Source organism: Bacillus sp. JKS001846, assembly GCF_900176455.1.
In the GTDB taxonomy this organism is placed as follows: Bacteria; Bacillota; Bacilli; order Bacillales; family Bacillaceae_G; genus Bacillus_A; species Bacillus_A cereus.
This window is the reverse complement of the sequence record NZ_FWYG01000001.1, coordinates 4637030-4653314: the sequence shown is the minus strand read 5'-3', so window position 1 is coordinate 4653314 and position 16285 is coordinate 4637030. Positions and strand designations below refer to the sequence as shown.

Below are 16285 nucleotides of genomic sequence, written 5' to 3'. Positions count from 1 at the left end.
TGCAAAGAAATATATGACATTGCGTGGTAAAATAGAATGAAACTTTAATCATCGAGAATATTTTTATTCTCGATGATTATTAGTTTTCAGCGATTTAAATTTTGATAAAATGAAACTTTTGAAAGATAGAAAGGATCGTTATTTGTGAAACAAGTAAAGTTTATACATGCGGCTGATTTGCATTTGGATAGTCCGTTTAAAGGGATGGAGATGAATGTTACGCAGTCTGTGTGGGAGAGAATGAAGCAAAGTACGTTTGAATCATTTGAGCGTATTGTTGATAAAGCGATTCAAGAGCGCGTTGATTTCGTATTACTAGCTGGGGATTTGTATGATGCGGAGACGAGAAGTTTGAGGGCGCAAGTGTTTGTGCGTGAGCAAATGAAGAGACTTTCGCAATACGATATCCCTGTTTTTATTATTCACGGTAACCATGATCATTTAGGGGGAAGCTGGGCAGCAATTGAGTTTTCGGAAAATGTTCATGTATTTACTGAGCCTTATGTAGAAGAGAAATCATTTTATAAAAATGGTGAGCTATTAGCTTCTATTTATGGTTTTAGTTATTTGCAGCAAGCGGTAACGGATAATATGACAGCGCAGTATACGAAAATGAGTGATGCGCCTTTTCATATTGGTATGCTTCACGGAAGTGTGGAAGGAGATGCAGAGCATAATCGCTATGCACCGTTTCAAATTCGTGAGTTGAAAGAAAAACAGTTTGATTATTGGGCTCTTGGCCATATACATAAACGTGAAATTTTATCAGAAGAACCATACATTATTTATCCAGGGAACATACAAGGTCGTCATCGTAAGGAAACAGGCGAGAAGGGTGCATACCTTATTGAACTTACGAAAAAAGGATCGCAGTGTTCATTTTTCCATACGGCAGATGTTGTATGGGACGAAATCGAGGTTGGTATTGATGGACTTGACACTGTTGATGAACTTATGACAAGCATATCTACTGCGATGAATGAATGCCGAAGAGAAGAGGAAGGTACGCTATTAACTGTCGTATTTACAGGACAAGGCCCACTTTCACCTTATTTGCGCGACGAAAAGCGTGTGGAAGAGATTTTTCACATTTTAGCATCTGGAGAAGAGCGAAAAGATTTCGTATATGCAATGAAGTGGAAAAATGAGACGGTTTCTTTTGCGGAAATCGAACGTTTGAAAGCGGAAAATCATTTCGTCGGTAGTGTGCTAAAGGAGTTAGAAGCTTTCACTAATATGGACGGAGTATTGCGCACTATTTGGACATCTCCTGTAGCGCGTAATAGTATTGAATCTTTTACAGAAGAAGAGAAGAAAGAGATTCAAAAGGAAGCAGAAAATATTATTTTAGAACAATTATTCCAGCAAGAGAGGGATAAAAAATGAGAATTGAAAAACTCCATATTTATGGGTACGGAAAATTAGAAAATGTGGAAATGGATCTTTCCTTGCTGACAGTGTTATACGGTGAAAATGAAGCGGGGAAATCGACAATTCGCTCATTTATGAAAAGTATTTTATTCGGTTTTCCGACGAGAGGACAGCGCCGTTATGAGCCGAAAGAAGGCGGGAAGTATGGCGGTGCGATCACTGTGCAAACAGAGCAGTACGGTCGTTTGAAAATTGAGCGATTGCCAAAGACGGCAGCTGGCGAGGTGACCGTTTATTTTGAAGACGGGAAAACGGGCGGAGAAGAAATTTTAAACGATATATTAAGCGGGATGAATGAAAATTTATTTGAATCTGTCTTTTCATTTGATATGCATGGCCTTCAAAACATTCATCAGCTTGGCGAAGCAGATATTGGCAATTATTTATTTTCGGCAAGTGCAGTCGGAAGTGATGCGCTATTGCAGTTAGATAAAAAGCTAGAAAAAGAAATGGACCAGCGCTTCAAGCCGAGTGGTCGTAAACCAGAAATTAACGTGTCATTGCAAGAGATGAAGAAACTTGAAGAGAAGATGAAAGAGTGGCAAGGGAAAATTGGCACGTATGAAAAGCAAGTGGAGCAGTTAAAAGAAAGTGAAGAGAAACTTGCTTCTGTTCGCGTGGAAAAAGAGAATGCAGAAAAGCGGAAGCAAGATTATGAAATATTAGCAGCGCTTGAGCCTCTCGTTATTGAAAAGCGTGCGCACGAGAAAGTGTTAGAGAACGAGAGCGGGCAGTTTCCTGTAAACGGAATGGCGCGTTATGAAGCAATTAAGGCGAAGATGGAGCCGCTTCAATTACAAGTTGATTCGCTCCACAAGAAAATTGAGACAGTGCAATCGGAAATTGCCTCGATTCAAATAGATGAAGAGTTTTTACAAAAAGAAAGTTATGTAGAAGAACTTCGTATGCAGCATATGTCTTACGAAAATGCACGCCAAGAAATGCGTGATTTGACAGGAAGTATTACGAATATAAAAGAAGAACTGGCAGAACTAGAGCAACAAATTGGTGCTACTTTTGAAAAGGAAACAGTTCTGTCGTTTGATATGAGTTTGGCAACGAAAGAGTTAATTACGCAAACAGTGCAAAAGGCGCGTGAATTAGAAACGCAAAAAGCACAGCTTGATGATCATTTTAAAGTAGCGCAGGAGCAATTAGAAGAACAAGAAGAGAATATAAGACAGATTAAGCAACGAATGTTAGCGGATGAAGAGCGAAATGCGTTAGCTGAGAAAGAGAAGTCGTTCCAAGATGCGGCGTTTATCGGTATGGGCGCAGAGAGAATGAAGCGCAAGTATGAGGAAAAAGCAGGAGCAGCTAAGCAAAAGAAAAAGCAGTGGCAAAGAGTTTGTCTTCTGTTACTCCTTATTAACACAGGCATTTTATTCACAAGCTTATTTATAGACAATCGACCGCTCTTATTTATTAGTGTCATTGTTTTTGTAGGGATTGTTCTCGCCCTTGTTTTATATAAAGATCCATCAAGTGGATTACAAGAAGAGCTCCTTACACTTCAGCAAAGTGCTGGCGGGAGACAAAGTGAAGAAGCGATGTCTGTTCGTTATCAGTTAGAAAAAGATGAAGAGATTCGGAAGTTATTTGAGCGCGAGTCTTATAAGTTACAGCAGTTGGAACGAGCGTATGATAAAGTCGTTTCATCGTATGAGGAATGGGAGAGAGAAACGTTCCAGGCGGGAGAACAAGTCGATGCATATAAAACGCGCTATATGTTTCCTGAATTTTATACGTATGCACACATATTGCCGGCGTTTGAGCGTATTGAAAAAATGCAGCAATTATATCGGGAGTTAGAGAAGCAAGGTACGCGAAAATCTTCATTATATGAAATGATTTCGCAATTTGAACATAAACTAGAAACTGTTATCGGTAGTGCGGAGTATAGTAAGCTACACGAGGCACAAAGCCGTATGCAAAATGAGAAAGAGAAGCGCCAAACTTGTAAGCAGTTAAAAGAAAAACTGGCGGAATGGCAAGAAGAATATGAGTTTATGCAAGAACAATTAAAGCAATTACTAATAGAACGAGATGGTTTATGGCATATTGCAGAGTCTACAGATGAAGAGATGTTTTTAGAAGCAGGTAAACTGGCGGAAAAACGTGAGGATGCAGAGAAACAAGTGAGGCGTTTATTACCGCAAATTGATCTGTTGGAACAGCGTTTAACGAGTTTATCATTAGCTGAACATTATGAAGCTGACGGTTATGAAGGAAAATTAAAGCAAGAAATTACAACTGTCCAAAACTGTCTTACGAAAGAGAAAGAACTGACAGAGCGTATTGCGAAACATCGTATGGAAATTGCGAATTTAGAAGAAGGTAGTACGTACGGCGATTTAATGCATGAATGGGAAATGAAAAAAGCGCAAGTGCGTGAACAAGTGAAGAAGTGGGCTGCTTATGCGGCCGCAAAGACAGTGTTAACGAAAACGAAGCACTATTATCATGAAGTTCATCTTCCTCGTATTTTACAAAAATCAGAAGAGTATTTCGTCTATTTAACAGGCGGACGCTATAGTAAAATCTTTTCACCGTCAGAGGCAGAACCGTTTATCGTTGAACGTAACGATGGTATGCGTTTTTACAGTCATGAACTAAGCCAAGCGACAGCGGAGCAGTTATATTTATCGCTGAGATTTGCGCTCGCGAAAACATTCGAACATGATTATCCATTTATTATTGATGATAGTTTCGTGCATTTTGATGCGGTAAGGACGAATCGAACGATTGAACTTATAAAGGAAATTGCAAAGGATAGACAAGTCATATTCTTTACATGTCATGCGCATTTACTTGCGTATTTTCCAGAAAAACAGATTATAAAATTAACACATATGCGTAAAGAAAATGAGTTGTAGTGTGCTATACTAAAAGTAACTGATTTGGTGGAGGAATTCGAATGAAAAAGAAAATTGCAGAGTATGAAGTTGGTGAACAAGTCGATATTTTCTTGTTAATTAAAACAGCGACAAAAGGTATCGCAAGCAATGGAAAGCCATTTTTAACAGTAATCTTACAAGATCCAAGTGGAGACATTGAAGCGAAGCTATGGGACGTATCACCAGAAGTTGAGAAACAATATGTAGCGGAAACAATCGTGAAAGTAGCTGGTGATATTTTAAACTACAAAGGACGTATTCAATTACGTGTGAAACAAATTCGTGTTGCGAATGAAAATGAAGTAACAGATATCTCAGACTTCGTAGAAAAAGCACCAGTGAAAAAAGAAGATATGGTTGAGAAAATTACGCAATACATATTTGAAATGAGAAACCCGAACATTCAGCGTCTAACAAGACATTTATTAAATAAGCATCAAAACGAATTTTTAGACTATCCAGCAGCGACAAAGAACCATCACGAGTTCGTATCTGGACTAGCTTATCACGTCGTATCAATGCTTGATTTAGCGAAAGCTATCTCAAATCTATACCCATCGTTAGATAAAGACTTACTATATGCAGGCGTTATTTTACATGACCTTGGTAAAGTAATCGAACTATCTGGCCCAATTTCTACAACGTATACGTTAGAAGGAAATTTACTAGGCCACATTTCTATTATGGTGAACGAAATTGGTAAAGCAGCAGACGAATTGCAAATCGATGCAGAAGAAGTATTAATTCTTCAACACATCGTCCTTTCTCACCACGGAAAAGCGGAATGGGGTAGCCCAAAACCACCATTAGTAAAAGAAGCAGAAATTCTGCATTACATCGATAACTTAGATGCAAAAATGAACATGATGGACCGCGCATTAGGACGCACAAAACCAGGCGAATACACAGAGCGTGTCTTTGCACTTGATAATCGTTCGTTCTATAAACCGACGTTCCATAATTAATAGTGTGAATAAAGTGGCCTCATTAAGTGTTAATACGCTTAGTGGGGCTGTTGTATAATGATAATAAAGTTATTGAATTTTGATTATTAAAAAGCTAAGAGCCTTACTACATTCTACGTAGCAAGGCTCTTTAAAGTTGTTTCAAATTACATCCATCTGTTCGATCAAGTGTAACTATTCGCAATTATTTGATATTATACAGGTGAATAGAAAGATGAATTAAAATTTAGTTTCGTAGTTGTAAAAGGAGGTTATTTATATTATTCTCTTATAATTTTCCAAAAAGGAGAGTTTATGAAAAAGATTATTGTTTTTGTATTAACGATATTTATATTATTCTCAGGATTTGCAACACAAAGTTATGCGTTGTCAGATTCGCAATCTGCGGCAATACAAGCGTTGCTAGATGATGCCTGTCGTATATCAGGTGTGCCGGGAATGTCAATCTCAATACTTGCTGATGATGAAGTGTTCTACTTTTCTTCAGGGTATGCAGACCGTGAAAAGGGGTTGTCTGCAAGTGAAAATACACTCTATGAGTTAGCCTCGGTCAGTAAAGCTTTTACCGGTATGGGTATTATGCTATTGGAAGAGCAAGGGCTGCTCTCAATGACTGACCCTGTCCAAAAATATTTACCTTGGTTTACATTAAAGTATCAAGGGAAACCTGTTGATATGCAAAGTCTTACACTAAATAACTTTCTTCACCATACCAGTGGTCTAATAAATATTAGGCATACTCAAAATATTCCACAAGGCAATACACCGGATATGTTGCAAAAGACTGTGGAAATGCTCGTTGATGCTGAATTGGCGTTCCCTCCCGGTGAACAGTATAACTATGGAACCGTTAATTATGACGTATTGGGTTTGGTTATTGAGATTGTGTCGCGACAAAGCTATGAAGACTTTATGAAGGAACAGGTATTTCAGCCGCTAGGTCTTCACCAGACGTATGTTTATAAAGAAGATGCTCAAGCTACTGGACAGTTGGCACAGGGCTACCGTTCTTCCTTTTTTATGACAACTCCATTTAAAGCTCCGGATTATGCTGGGAATAAACCCGCAGGCTACATCATTTCTAATACAAAAGATATGGCTCGTTGGCTGGGCATACAGATGGGTATCGTGCAGGACATACCCGAAATATTTCACACGGTTATCGAAAAATCACATAGGGGTGATATGTCTGTTTCGGCTGTCAACGGTATGTATTATGCGGCAGGTTGGTCCGTAAATGCCGAACAAACGATTATAGAACACACTGGGGGCAATCCAAATTTCAGAACCGAAGTAGTCATACTGCCAAATGAACGAACAGCCGTCTCCTTGCTGAGCAACGGCGCAAATACCAATACAAACATGGTACTAAAAGTTAAAGATATATTAGAAGGCAATCTAACTCAGTCATATGAAATAAGCGGTACACAGCTTTTGGATATCATTTTGTCGTCTATCACAATTATTCTTTGTCTATTGGCCGTTTTGCTATTTCTCTTAGGATTACGCAGAAGGAAAACGAATGATCAGCAGCCAATGACAAAAAAGAGAATAACCGTAACAGTTATTTTCCTGACCGCTACGATTGCCCTGAGTATACTGTGCTGTGCTTTCGATTGGTCAACAATACTTATGTGGCAAACATATAGTGTTCTTACAGCTTTGATTTCGTCAGCATTATTAACAGCAAGCATTACATGGTTTGTGTACACTCACCGATAAAATACCTCGCTCCTAAGATAAGCATAATGTTAAGTCATTAAAGTCCGATTGGTGAGGGCTGATAATCAGTGGGGGGTGAAGAAAACCCCCACTGATTAAAGTTTCACTTTATTAAAAATGAAATAAAATAGTTAAGAAGTACGCATGGGTGTAACGAAGAACTAATAAAACATATCTTGCCACTAGAATGGGGGCATATCAACTTTTAAATTGAGTACCGCCAGCATTTCAGAAAAAATATGCTAAGCAAAAAATACAATAAGCTGTCCATATGGGCAGCTTATTTACATAATTCTCGATATTGGAAGTTGATTAATATCAGTTCATTTGTTTTTCGAAAGGAGTTATTTTGTTCGTTCAAAGATAATATCAAAGTAATTCGCGTACCCCATAGTTGGTGACGCAAATAGTTGATTTTATAGGGGGAAAACCTGTAACTAAATAACATAGGTGTTTTTGTTTAAATTTTGCTTAATTCTCACTAGTAATTAACTAAAAATTTAGAAATCGTTATATAATGAATTTAATTTAAAATTAGGAGTGATTAAATTGCCAGATATGATAAACCTCGTTCTTTTCATCATTATAGCGAGGTGTTAAAACTTCTAATAGAAAGCATATTCGATTAAGAAAGAAGGGGTAGTTATGAAAACTAGTGAAGAAACGCATTGGCAAAGGTTTAAACGTAAGAGTAAATCCCCGAAAGAGTGGTTAAAGAAAGTATACGAATTTTTTATTAATGAACACGTATGGGATGCTATCTTTAAAGTGTTCCTTAAACTAGTATGGGCAGTAAAAGGTATGGGGAAAAGCTTGAAACGGGTAATAGAAAACATATTCAATTAAATTCTATTCTTTCATAATTTCTTCATACGATCGATAATTTCCAATAAATTTGTTTTATATAATGGAGTGTGAATACGACAGTTGATACAGCAATGGCTATAATACCTATATGTGCGTAAAAATTGAAGTAATCATATTTCTGGAAGAAAAATTCAAGGACAGGAAATAAAAGAGTAAGACTAGCAATTAATATTAATTGTTCTTTTTTCATTATCATGCCTCCTTCTTTGTATAATTCAGCATTGATAGAAACAATTCCTATATGAATATCCTATACATGATCAGTTAACATAACGTCCTATTATCGGTAGCAAGGAAAAAGGAGGAACCCTACTCTCACAAGGGAACCTCCTTTTTTTGTTCTATCAATCTATGCAATTTTTTATACATTCCTATTCTGGTGCGGTTTTAGGGTTCTTGTCTGTTATTGGATTAACGAAAAAACTGTATAAAATCTCGCATACTCTTAGCGTGTTTTTTTCAAAAATGCTGGCGATATCTCACATCCATCAACTTATGAATTTTATAATGTCCTCAAACCAAGAATTTCTCGTGTTTTTAGTCCAAAATGTTATTTAATAAAAAAATATCTCGAATTTGAGATAAATTACTTGCTTTTTAATCACTTGAGTTGTAAAGTGATAGTAACGAAAGCGATTGAGTCATATGAAAAACATACACTCACTTGCTTTCGATTAAAAAAACGAAGTAATTTATTCAGTAAAAACTAAGATGAATTTACAAAAACATAATGAGAATAAATTGAACAGCTAAAAAGCATATTATTTTTTTATCATCACTTGACTAGTAAAACGAAGCGGAGGAATTAAAAATGTATAAAATTAAAGGGCATCATCACATTTCAATGGTTACGAAAAATGCAAATGAAAATAATCACTTTTATAAAAATGTGCTTGGATTACGTCGTGTGAAAATGACAGTGAACCAAGATGATCCGTCAATGTACCATTTATTTTACGGAGATAAAACAGGAAGTCCGGGTACGGAATTATCATTTTTTGAAATTCCATTAGTAGGAAGAACATATCGCGGTACGAATGCGATTACTCGAATTGGATTACTCGTTCCTTCAGAGGAAAGCTTACATTACTGGAAAGAACGATTTGAGAAATTTGATGTGAAACATAGTGAAATGACAACATATGCAAATCGTCCTGCTTTACAATTTGAGGATGCTGAAGGTCTTCGCTTAGTACTACTCGTTTCAAACGGAGAAAAAGTAGAGCACTGGGAAACTTGGGAGAAATCAGAAGTTCCTGCAGAGCATCAAATTCAAGGAATGGGTTCTGTAGAAATGACCGTTCGTAGACTTGATAAAATAGCGAGTACACTTACAGAAATGTTTGGTTATACAGAGGTTAGCCGCAGCGAAGAGGAAGCAATTTTCCAGTCCATTAAAGGAGAGGCTTTTGGAGAAATCGTTGTGAAATATTTAGATGGTCCTACTGAAAAACCGGGCCGAGGCAGCATTCACCATTTAGCAATTCGCGTGAAAAACGATGCAGAGCTTGCCTATTGGGAAGAACAAGTGAAACAAAGAGGCTTCCATTCTTCAGGAATCATCGACCGTTTCTATTTTAAAAGCTTATATTTCCGCGAATCAAACGGAATCCTATTTGAAATTGCGACAGATGGCCCAGGATTTACAGTTGATGGAGATGTGGAACATTTAGGAGAAAAACTTGATTTACCACCGTTCTTAGAAGATCAGCGTGCAGAGATTGAAGCGAATTTAGCACCTATTGAAGAGAAGTAATAGAAGAAAATATACAACTTTAACAAATAAATGAAACACATTGGAGGAATATAAAATGAACCAATTAAAAGGAATTCACCACGTTACAGCGATTACAAGTAGTGCAGAAAAAAACTATGAGTTTTTCACTCACGTTTTAGGAATGCGTTTAGTTAAAAAAACAGTAAACCAAGATGACATTCAAACGTATCATTTATTCTTTGCAGATGATAAAGGTAGTGCAGGAACAGATATGACATTCTTTGACTTCCCAGGTATTCCAAAAGGAGTACACGGTACGAATGAAATTTCAAAAACTTCATTCCGAGTGCCAACTGATGCAGCGTTAGCATATTGGGTGAAACGTTTTGACCGTCTTGAAGTAGAACATACAGGAATTAAAGAGCAATTTGGTAAGAAAATTCTTTCTTTCGTTGACTTTGATGACCAACACTATCAATTAATCTCAGATGAACTTGATAAAGGGATTGAATCAGGTACACCATGGCAAAACGGACCAGTTCCATTAGAATATGCAATTACTGGTTTAGGGCCTGTATTCATCCGTATTGCAAACTTTAGTTTCTTCAAAGAAGTGTTAGAAAAAGTTTTATTATTTAAAGAGGTTGCGCAAGAAGGAGAATTCTATTTATTTGAAGTGAATAAAGGTGGAAACGGTGCTTCTGTCATTGTAGAACATAATACGGTTCTTCCAGAAGCACGACAAGGTTTTGGTACGGTTCACCATGCTGCATTCCGCGTAGAAGATCGCGCTGTATTAGAAGAATGGATTGAGAGAATCAGTAGCGTTGGACTTCCTTCATCTGGCTATGTAGACCGTCACTTCTTCGAATCATTATACGCAAGAGTTGCACCACAAATCTTATTTGAATTTGCAACAGACGGCCCAGGATTTATGGGAGATGAGCCATACGAAACACTTGGCGAAAAATTATCTTTACCTCCATTCCTAGAGCCAAAACGTGAAGAAATTGAAAAATTAGTTCGTCCAATTGATACAGTGAGAAGTACGAAGGAATTTATTAAAGAGTAAAAATAGAGATAGTAAGTAGGAGAGCAAGTAGTTTTAGCGGAGTGCTGGAACTACTTGCTTTTTTATTTATCCTAGTAAGTTTTCTGACAATTATTTCTCAAGTTATTAAAAAGGAAAACTTTGGTATAATTAATTAAAATATTAAATTTTCTGATAATTATTTTTCAATGCATAGAAAAGGAGTGGTAATATACAATTTTAATAATTGTATAAAAATCCTAATTTTGTAATTTTGGAGAAAAGGGGATGCGAGTGTATGGGAGCAGATGTAGTAACGCGGGAGCAAATGAAACATTCTTTAGATGATTGGTATCGTGTAATGTTGCAGCAAAATATAGAGAAGGCCACGGAAATGAAAGAGGAGATTGAAAGTAAGATTAGTGGGTTGGACGTGGATCAGGATGTATTGCTTTATCATGCGTTGTTGAATTTTAGATATCAAGTTTTGAGTGATTGGGTTTCCATTAAAGAAGGTCACTTTAATCAAGTAGAACCTTTTGAAGTTCCGCAAGAAGGTTTGCTAGCTTATTATTATCATTTGTTTAAAGCGCTTTATTTTAGAATGGTTGAAAATTATGAGGAAGCTAGTAAAGAATTTGAACAGGCAGAAAAATTATTAGAATATATTCAAAATCCTTGTGAAAAAGCAGAATTTAATTATCGTTTAGGTGAATTTTACTATCATACATACCAGGAAGTGAAAGCTATTCACCATATTCAAAAAGCGAAAGAAGAATTTATAAATCATCCTGAGTACCAAATTAATGTTGCATTATGTGAAAATATATATGGTTTATGTTGCGTGGAATTAAAGCAATTTGAATTAGCTGAAGAAAGTTTTAATATTGCTTTAGATGTATTCCAAAGATTAAATCATAAAAAGTACGTTCTGGTGATTAGAAACAATTTAGGTTGGTTATATGGTACTCAAAATCTATCTGATTTAGCCATTCGTCATGCTTCTGAAGTTGCTGAGAAATTACCTAAACATTATAAAGCGATTTTTACAGTGGCTGAAGAGTATTGGAAATTGGGTGAAATTGAGTTAGCGCAAAAATATATTGCGATGGGAATTGAAACATGTAACGAATTAAAAAATAAAGAATTTCAATATCGTTTTATGATATTGGAAGAATTGAATAAGGGCTCTAATGCAAATGAAATGGAGAAAATTGTATTAGAAAGCATTTCGTATTTTGAAAGTAAAAATCTGTTAGAATGTATAAAAGAATACAGTGAAAAATTAGCAATGCAATTTTATGAAGAAGGTAATCATATCAAAGCAAGTAAATATTTTTATATAAATAATAAAGCGAATAAAAAATATTTAGAAAAGGGAGCTTTGAAATAATGAAAAAACTTAGCAAATTAATAGCGGGATTAGCAATTTTGGGGGCTTTAGCCATAGGATTAAACAGCTCTACTGAATCTAATCAATACGCTAGTCGAGGAGATACGGGTGGAGCACCAGCAAGACCAGACTACGTTAACATTGGTGACACAGGCGGAGCACCCGCAGATAATAAAGGCGACGGCGGAGTAAGCCAACTATAATAACAAAGAAAGGGACTTCAACATGAAGTCCCTTTTTCTATTTTCAGGCCATGTAGAGAAAAGAATTGACTTACTTTAAATATGTAACTATAATAGTTACAGAATAACCATTAGTAATAGAAATGAGTTATATTTTTTTAGTTTAATTGTAACTGTATTAGTTACAATTAAAAAGAGAACATAAAACAACCAAAAAATGTAAAAACTTTAAATAGCAACTCAAGAAAGGAGACGGGAACTTTGAAACGGTTTAAGTTTTATTTGATTAGCGGTATTGTGCTTGTTTTGCTTATCGTATGTAACTTCGTTGATAAGCCGATTGCGAAGGTTGAAGAAGTGAAAGATACTGTTATGATGAAGCTGAATACGAAAGAGAGTATGGCGCAAATTGATGGGCAGACGATTTATTTTAAGCAAATTGGTGAGGGGAAACCTCCGTTACTCATGTTGCATGGGTTTGGTGGTTCTTCTGATGGGTTTAGTGATATTTATCCGGAACTAGTGCGAGATCATACGATTATTGCGGTTGATATTTTAGGGTTTGGGCGTTCTTCTAAGCCGGTTGATTTTCAGTATTCGTTTCCTGCGCAAGTGAATTTATATTATAAGTTAATGAAGAAGCTTGGATACGATCAGTTTGCGGTACTCGGCCATTCAATGGGCGGAGAGATGTCCCTTAATTTAGCGTATTTATATCCGGATGCAGTGACGCATCTCATCTTGGCGGATGCTACAGGGATAGAGTCTTTCCAGCAAAAAGAAAGTTATGAAGTACCACCGCTATCGACGGACTTACAAACTGTAACTGAGATTACGAAGTATAATAAAAATGAAGTAAAAAATAGTCGTGATGATAAAGAGCATTATGATCAGCTTACGAAAATGCGAGAGCGCCGCATTGCGATGGAAGCTGATAAAATTAAGGTACCGACTTTAATTATATGGGGACGACATGATAAGAGTGTTTCGTGGAAAAATGGTGAACTGTATCATGGGCTATTTGCAAATAGTACGTTTCATATTATTGAAAAAGGATACCACGCACCGTTTCGTCAAGAACCAATTGAGTTTATGGAATATGTACAAGCATTTTTCGCGAAGCATCCACAATAAAAATTTTAAGCATAAATCCAATTCTTTCCTCATAAAGTGAAACTAATAAGGCTTGTCTAAGGAAAGGAATGAAGTGATTTGGAAACTTTACCATGGTGGGTGTATCTTGTAATTGTTGGGATTGTACTAAGTGGCTACATGGTTTTATATACTTCGAAAAAAGAGCAAGATATGGATAATGAGTTTATCGAAAAAGAAGGCGAAGTATATATGAAGCGCTTAGAAGAAGAGCGTGAGAAACGTAATCAGGATAGTGATAAGGATTCTGTATTGCTTTAATAGAAATTTTGAAAGGTTACCACTTAGTAGAAATTATTGCCTAGGTGGTAGCTTTTTTCTTTTGAGGGAGCGGTATATGGTTCATCCACAATCTAGATAGTAGAAGATAAGGAAAGATACTATTTTTTCCTTAAGCTGAGAAGTTAACAATTTATTGTTAGCTTCTTTTCTTTGTGATTAAAATTTTCTTTTCGTTTAGTAAATTTCCTTTTAAAAACTACATAAATCCCTTTGACCAAATATGTAATTCTTTGTAAAATCTTATATATGGAAAGATTATGAATATACAGGGAATCTATGGATAGTAGATTTTAATAAATTATTCGGGGGGAATTTATTAGTTAAGTATATTAACTTGTTTGCACTACATTTTACAAATAAAGGGGTATTAGTAATCATGAAAGCAAAGAAATTAGTAAGTTTAGCGTTACCAGTTATGTTATTGAGTGGTTGTATTACAATTGAAACTGATGGTAAGAAAGCTGAACCAAAGAAAGAAGAAACGCAAAAGGTAGAGAAAGAGAATAAGACTTCTGAAAAAGAGAGTAAGTCAACTGATGGCAAGAAAGAGGATAGCTTATCTGTAGCGAAAGGTGAAGGTACAAACAGTAGTTCATCAAGTAGTCAACCAAGTTCTTCTTCAAATAATTCAACTTCTTCTAGTTCTTCAACTGGTAAGGTAACTGGTTCAGATGTTGAAAGGTACAAGGCAGATATCATAAATAGTGCTACTCAAATTGAAAATACAATGAAATTAATTGAAGGAATAGCAGATTCAGACGTAAAATCATACAAACAAAAGAAAAGTGAAGTACAACTGAGTTTAGGTGGAGCAAAGGCAACTGCTACAAAGCTGAAGAATCTACAAGCGCCTCCAGAGTTACAGGGAGAACAGGCGAAGATAAAGCAGTCGATGGAACTATATGCGGATTGTTTTCAACTTCTCTTTGATGCATTAGATCAGGAAGACGAAAGTAAAATGCATCAATCAGTAAGTAAAGCACAAGAAGGTTCGAAACTGTTTGAAGAGGCAGCGAAGAGTATCGGTAGTAAAACCAACTAAAAATAAAGTATTTAAAGGGGTATTTGTAAGTGCAGTTGGTGTAAGTGAAGAGTTAGGAATTAGTTATGGAAACACATTACAAATTTATCAAATGGACGATAATGTTCGTATTCGATATGTAAAACAATAAATAATTGGTGAAAAACTCTGTAATAAATTTTACAGGGTTTTTTGTTAGTTCTAGTTTATTTTTTTGTCTTCCTAAGCGCTAAGCATACTAGTATAAGTTGAGAAATGAACAAAACGATAATGATAGGCAGATGATGTAACTCCATAGTAACTGTAACCATCCAAAGCCCAATTCATACACTATGATGGAGGCTTTTTACTTACTAATTGGATGAAAAAGGAGTGTAATCATGAAGAAACGTACTGTTAATGAAGCGGGAGGGAATGTGCCACAACCAATCCGCAGCGACGGAGCAGGTACGATTGATTCTGGACCTCGTAATGTTATGCGGGATATTCAAAATCCGAATATGCTTGTTCCGCCTATAACGGATGCAGGATTAGTTCCTAACTTGAAGTTTTCATTCTCGGACACTTCTATGATTTTGAAACAAGGCGGGTGGTCTCGGGAGATTACTGTTCGAGAACTACCGGTTTCGACGACGATTGCGGGAGTAAATATGAGTTTAACGGCCGGTGGAGTACGAGAACTACATTGGCATAAAGAAGCGGAATGGGCGTATATGCTTTTAGGACGGGCACGCATAACGGCTGTTGATCAAAATGGACGGAATTTTATTGCTGATGTTGGACCAGGTGATCTTTGGTATTTTCCGCCTGGTATTCCGCATTCCATTCAAGGATTGGAACATTGTGAATTTCTACTCGTTTTCGATGATGGGCATTTTTCTGATTTATCTACTTTAGCTATTTCTGATTGGTTTGCGCATACGCCAAAAGAAGTGTTGTCGGCTAATTTCGGAGTACCTGAGAGTGCTTTTCGTTCTATCCCTTCAGATCAAGTTTATATTTATCAAGGAGAGGTGCCAGGTTCGCTTGAAAGTCAGGAAATTCAATCACCGAAAGGAGAAGTTCCTTTAACATTTAAACATGAATTGTTAAAACAAAAGCCGATTAAGACGCCTGGTGGTAGCGTTCGAATTGTAGATTCTACAAATTTCCCTATTTCCAAAACAATCGCAGCAGCGCTCGTTGAGGTTGAGCCTGGCGGAATGAGAGAACTTCATTGGCACCCGAATAATGATGAATGGCAATATTATTTGACAGGGGAAGCGAGAATGACTGTGTTTCTTGGAAATGGTACCGCTCGTACATTTGATTATAGAGCTGGCGATGTCGGATATGTACCGTTTGCGACGGGGCATTATATTCAAAATACAGGTACCGAAACATTATGGTTTTTAGAGATGTTCAGAAGTAATCGTTTTGAAGATGTATCGTTAAATCAATGGATGGCACTGACTCCTAAAGAAATAGTGGAGAGTAATATACATGTTGGCCCGCAAGTAATGGATTCCCTGCGTAAGGAGAAGAGGCCTGTTGTGAAATATCCGGGGTTTTCATATAGTCCGAAAAATGATGAGTAAAAATGAAAATTTGCGTTATTCTTTCTGGAGACTGATAAGAAGGGATGGC

General features: G+C 36.5%; 15 protein-coding genes. 14 read left to right on the top strand and 1 reads right to left on the bottom strand.

Features of this window, described 5'->3' with window-relative positions:
* Nucleotides 1-144 precede the first annotated feature (144 nt).
* The 5 genes from B9A45_RS24815 to B9A45_RS24795 all read left to right on the top strand — a co-directional run bounded on the left by B9A45_RS24815 (nucleotide 145) and on the right by B9A45_RS24795 (nucleotide 7861).
* Nucleotides 145-1386 carry a metallophosphoesterase family protein gene (locus B9A45_RS24815; RefSeq protein ID WP_000815728.1) on the top strand — a complete coding sequence of 414 codons (1242 nt, stop codon included), beginning with the start codon at nucleotides 145-147 and terminating at the stop codon, nucleotides 1384-1386.
* Nucleotides 1383-4307: an ATP-binding protein gene (locus tag B9A45_RS24810; RefSeq protein WP_084065290.1), complete on the top strand. Its 2925-nt coding sequence runs from the start codon at nucleotides 1383-1385 to the stop codon at nucleotides 4305-4307. The genes B9A45_RS24815 and B9A45_RS24810 overlap by 4 nt, the downstream gene beginning before the upstream one ends.
* Before the next feature lie 41 nt (nucleotides 4308-4348).
* A complete protein-coding gene (yhaM, locus tag B9A45_RS24805; RefSeq protein ID WP_000726639.1) occupies nucleotides 4349-5293 on the top strand; it encodes a 3'-5' exoribonuclease YhaM in 945 nt (314 codons plus the stop codon).
* A 294-nt stretch (nucleotides 5294-5587) separates the two neighbouring features.
* Nucleotides 5588-7015 (top strand): serine hydrolase domain-containing protein, encoded by a 1428-nt coding sequence (locus tag B9A45_RS24800; protein ID WP_053513536.1) that lies wholly within the window; start codon nucleotides 5588-5590, stop codon nucleotides 7013-7015.
* Between the two features lie 645 nt (nucleotides 7016-7660).
* Nucleotides 7661-7861 carry a hypothetical protein gene (locus tag B9A45_RS24795; RefSeq protein ID WP_000858032.1) on the top strand — a complete coding sequence of 67 codons (201 nt, stop codon included), beginning with the start codon at nucleotides 7661-7663 and terminating at the stop codon, nucleotides 7859-7861.
* A gap of 22 nt (nucleotides 7862-7883) precedes the next feature.
* On the opposite strand, the gene B9A45_RS24790 is transcribed toward B9A45_RS24795, so the two are convergent.
* Nucleotides 7884-8072, bottom strand: a complete 189-nt coding sequence (locus B9A45_RS24790; RefSeq protein ID WP_000712159.1) for a hypothetical protein — start codon at nucleotides 8070-8072, stop codon at nucleotides 7884-7886.
* A 621-nt stretch (nucleotides 8073-8693) separates the two neighbouring features.
* On the opposite strand from B9A45_RS24790, the gene B9A45_RS24780 reads away from it, so the two are divergent.
* From B9A45_RS24780 to B9A45_RS24745, 9 genes are all read left to right on the top strand, one after another.
* Nucleotides 8694-9638, top strand: coding sequence for a ring-cleaving dioxygenase (locus B9A45_RS24780; RefSeq protein WP_053513538.1), 945 nt, complete (start codon nucleotides 8694-8696; stop codon nucleotides 9636-9638).
* A gap of 55 nt (nucleotides 9639-9693) precedes the next feature.
* A complete protein-coding gene (locus tag B9A45_RS24775; protein WP_053513540.1) occupies nucleotides 9694-10671 on the top strand; it encodes a ring-cleaving dioxygenase in 978 nt (325 codons plus the stop codon).
* Nucleotides 10672-10927: 256 nt separating this feature from the next.
* Nucleotides 10928-12022 carry a response regulator aspartate phosphatase gene (locus B9A45_RS24770; RefSeq protein ID WP_053513542.1) on the top strand — a complete coding sequence of 365 codons (1095 nt, stop codon included), beginning with the start codon at nucleotides 10928-10930 and terminating at the stop codon, nucleotides 12020-12022.
* Nucleotides 12022-12225, top strand: a complete 204-nt coding sequence (locus B9A45_RS24765; RefSeq protein ID WP_053513543.1) for a Phr family secreted Rap phosphatase inhibitor — start codon at nucleotides 12022-12024, stop codon at nucleotides 12223-12225. The genes B9A45_RS24770 and B9A45_RS24765 overlap by 1 nt, the downstream gene beginning before the upstream one ends.
* Nucleotides 12226-12465: 240 nt before the next feature.
* Nucleotides 12466-13338, top strand: a complete 873-nt coding sequence (locus B9A45_RS24760) for an alpha/beta fold hydrolase (RefSeq protein WP_000819468.1) — start codon at nucleotides 12466-12468, stop codon at nucleotides 13336-13338.
* Nucleotides 13339-13416: 78 nt separating this feature from the next.
* Nucleotides 13417-13617 (top strand): sporulation YhaL family protein, encoded by a 201-nt coding sequence (locus B9A45_RS24755; protein ID WP_000449223.1) that lies wholly within the window; start codon nucleotides 13417-13419, stop codon nucleotides 13615-13617.
* Between the two features lie 397 nt (nucleotides 13618-14014).
* Complete coding sequence (locus B9A45_RS24750; RefSeq protein ID WP_000644831.1) at nucleotides 14015-14680, top strand: DUF7018 domain-containing (lipo)protein; 666 nt, start codon at nucleotides 14015-14017, stop codon at nucleotides 14678-14680.
* Nucleotides 14640-14810 (top strand): hypothetical protein, encoded by a 171-nt coding sequence (locus tag B9A45_RS32330; protein WP_002100810.1) that lies wholly within the window; start codon nucleotides 14640-14642, stop codon nucleotides 14808-14810. Before B9A45_RS24750 ends, B9A45_RS32330 begins: the two co-directional genes overlap by 41 nt.
* A 229-nt stretch (nucleotides 14811-15039) precedes the next feature.
* Nucleotides 15040-16236 (top strand): oxalate decarboxylase family bicupin, encoded by a 1197-nt coding sequence (locus B9A45_RS24745; RefSeq protein WP_000747521.1) that lies wholly within the window; start codon nucleotides 15040-15042, stop codon nucleotides 16234-16236.
* Nucleotides 16237-16285: the final 49 nt, after the last annotated feature.

Coding starts and splice junctions, on each gene's coding strand:
- B9A45_RS24795 (WP_000858032.1), top strand. CDS start 7,661: ATGAAAACTAGTGAAGAAACGCATTGGCAAAGGTTTAAACGTAAGAGT.
- B9A45_RS24770 (WP_053513542.1), top strand. CDS start 10,928: ATGGGAGCAGATGTAGTAACGCGGGAGCAAATGAAACATTCTTTAGAT.
- B9A45_RS24800 (WP_053513536.1), top strand. CDS start 5,588: ATGAAAAAGATTATTGTTTTTGTATTAACGATATTTATATTATTCTCA.
- B9A45_RS24790 (WP_000712159.1), bottom strand. CDS start 8,072: ATGAAAAAAGAACAATTAATATTAATTGCTAGTCTTACTCTTTTATTT.
- yhaM (WP_000726639.1), top strand. CDS start 4,349: ATGAAAAAGAAAATTGCAGAGTATGAAGTTGGTGAACAAGTCGATATT.
- B9A45_RS24775 (WP_053513540.1), top strand. CDS start 9,694: ATGAACCAATTAAAAGGAATTCACCACGTTACAGCGATTACAAGTAGT.
- B9A45_RS24780 (WP_053513538.1), top strand. CDS start 8,694: ATGTATAAAATTAAAGGGCATCATCACATTTCAATGGTTACGAAAAAT.
- B9A45_RS24750 (WP_000644831.1), top strand. CDS start 14,015: ATGAAAGCAAAGAAATTAGTAAGTTTAGCGTTACCAGTTATGTTATTG.
- B9A45_RS24745 (WP_000747521.1), top strand. CDS start 15,040: ATGAAGAAACGTACTGTTAATGAAGCGGGAGGGAATGTGCCACAACCA.
- B9A45_RS24765 (WP_053513543.1), top strand. CDS start 12,022: ATGAAAAAACTTAGCAAATTAATAGCGGGATTAGCAATTTTGGGGGCT.
- B9A45_RS24810 (WP_084065290.1), top strand. CDS start 1,383: ATGAGAATTGAAAAACTCCATATTTATGGGTACGGAAAATTAGAAAAT.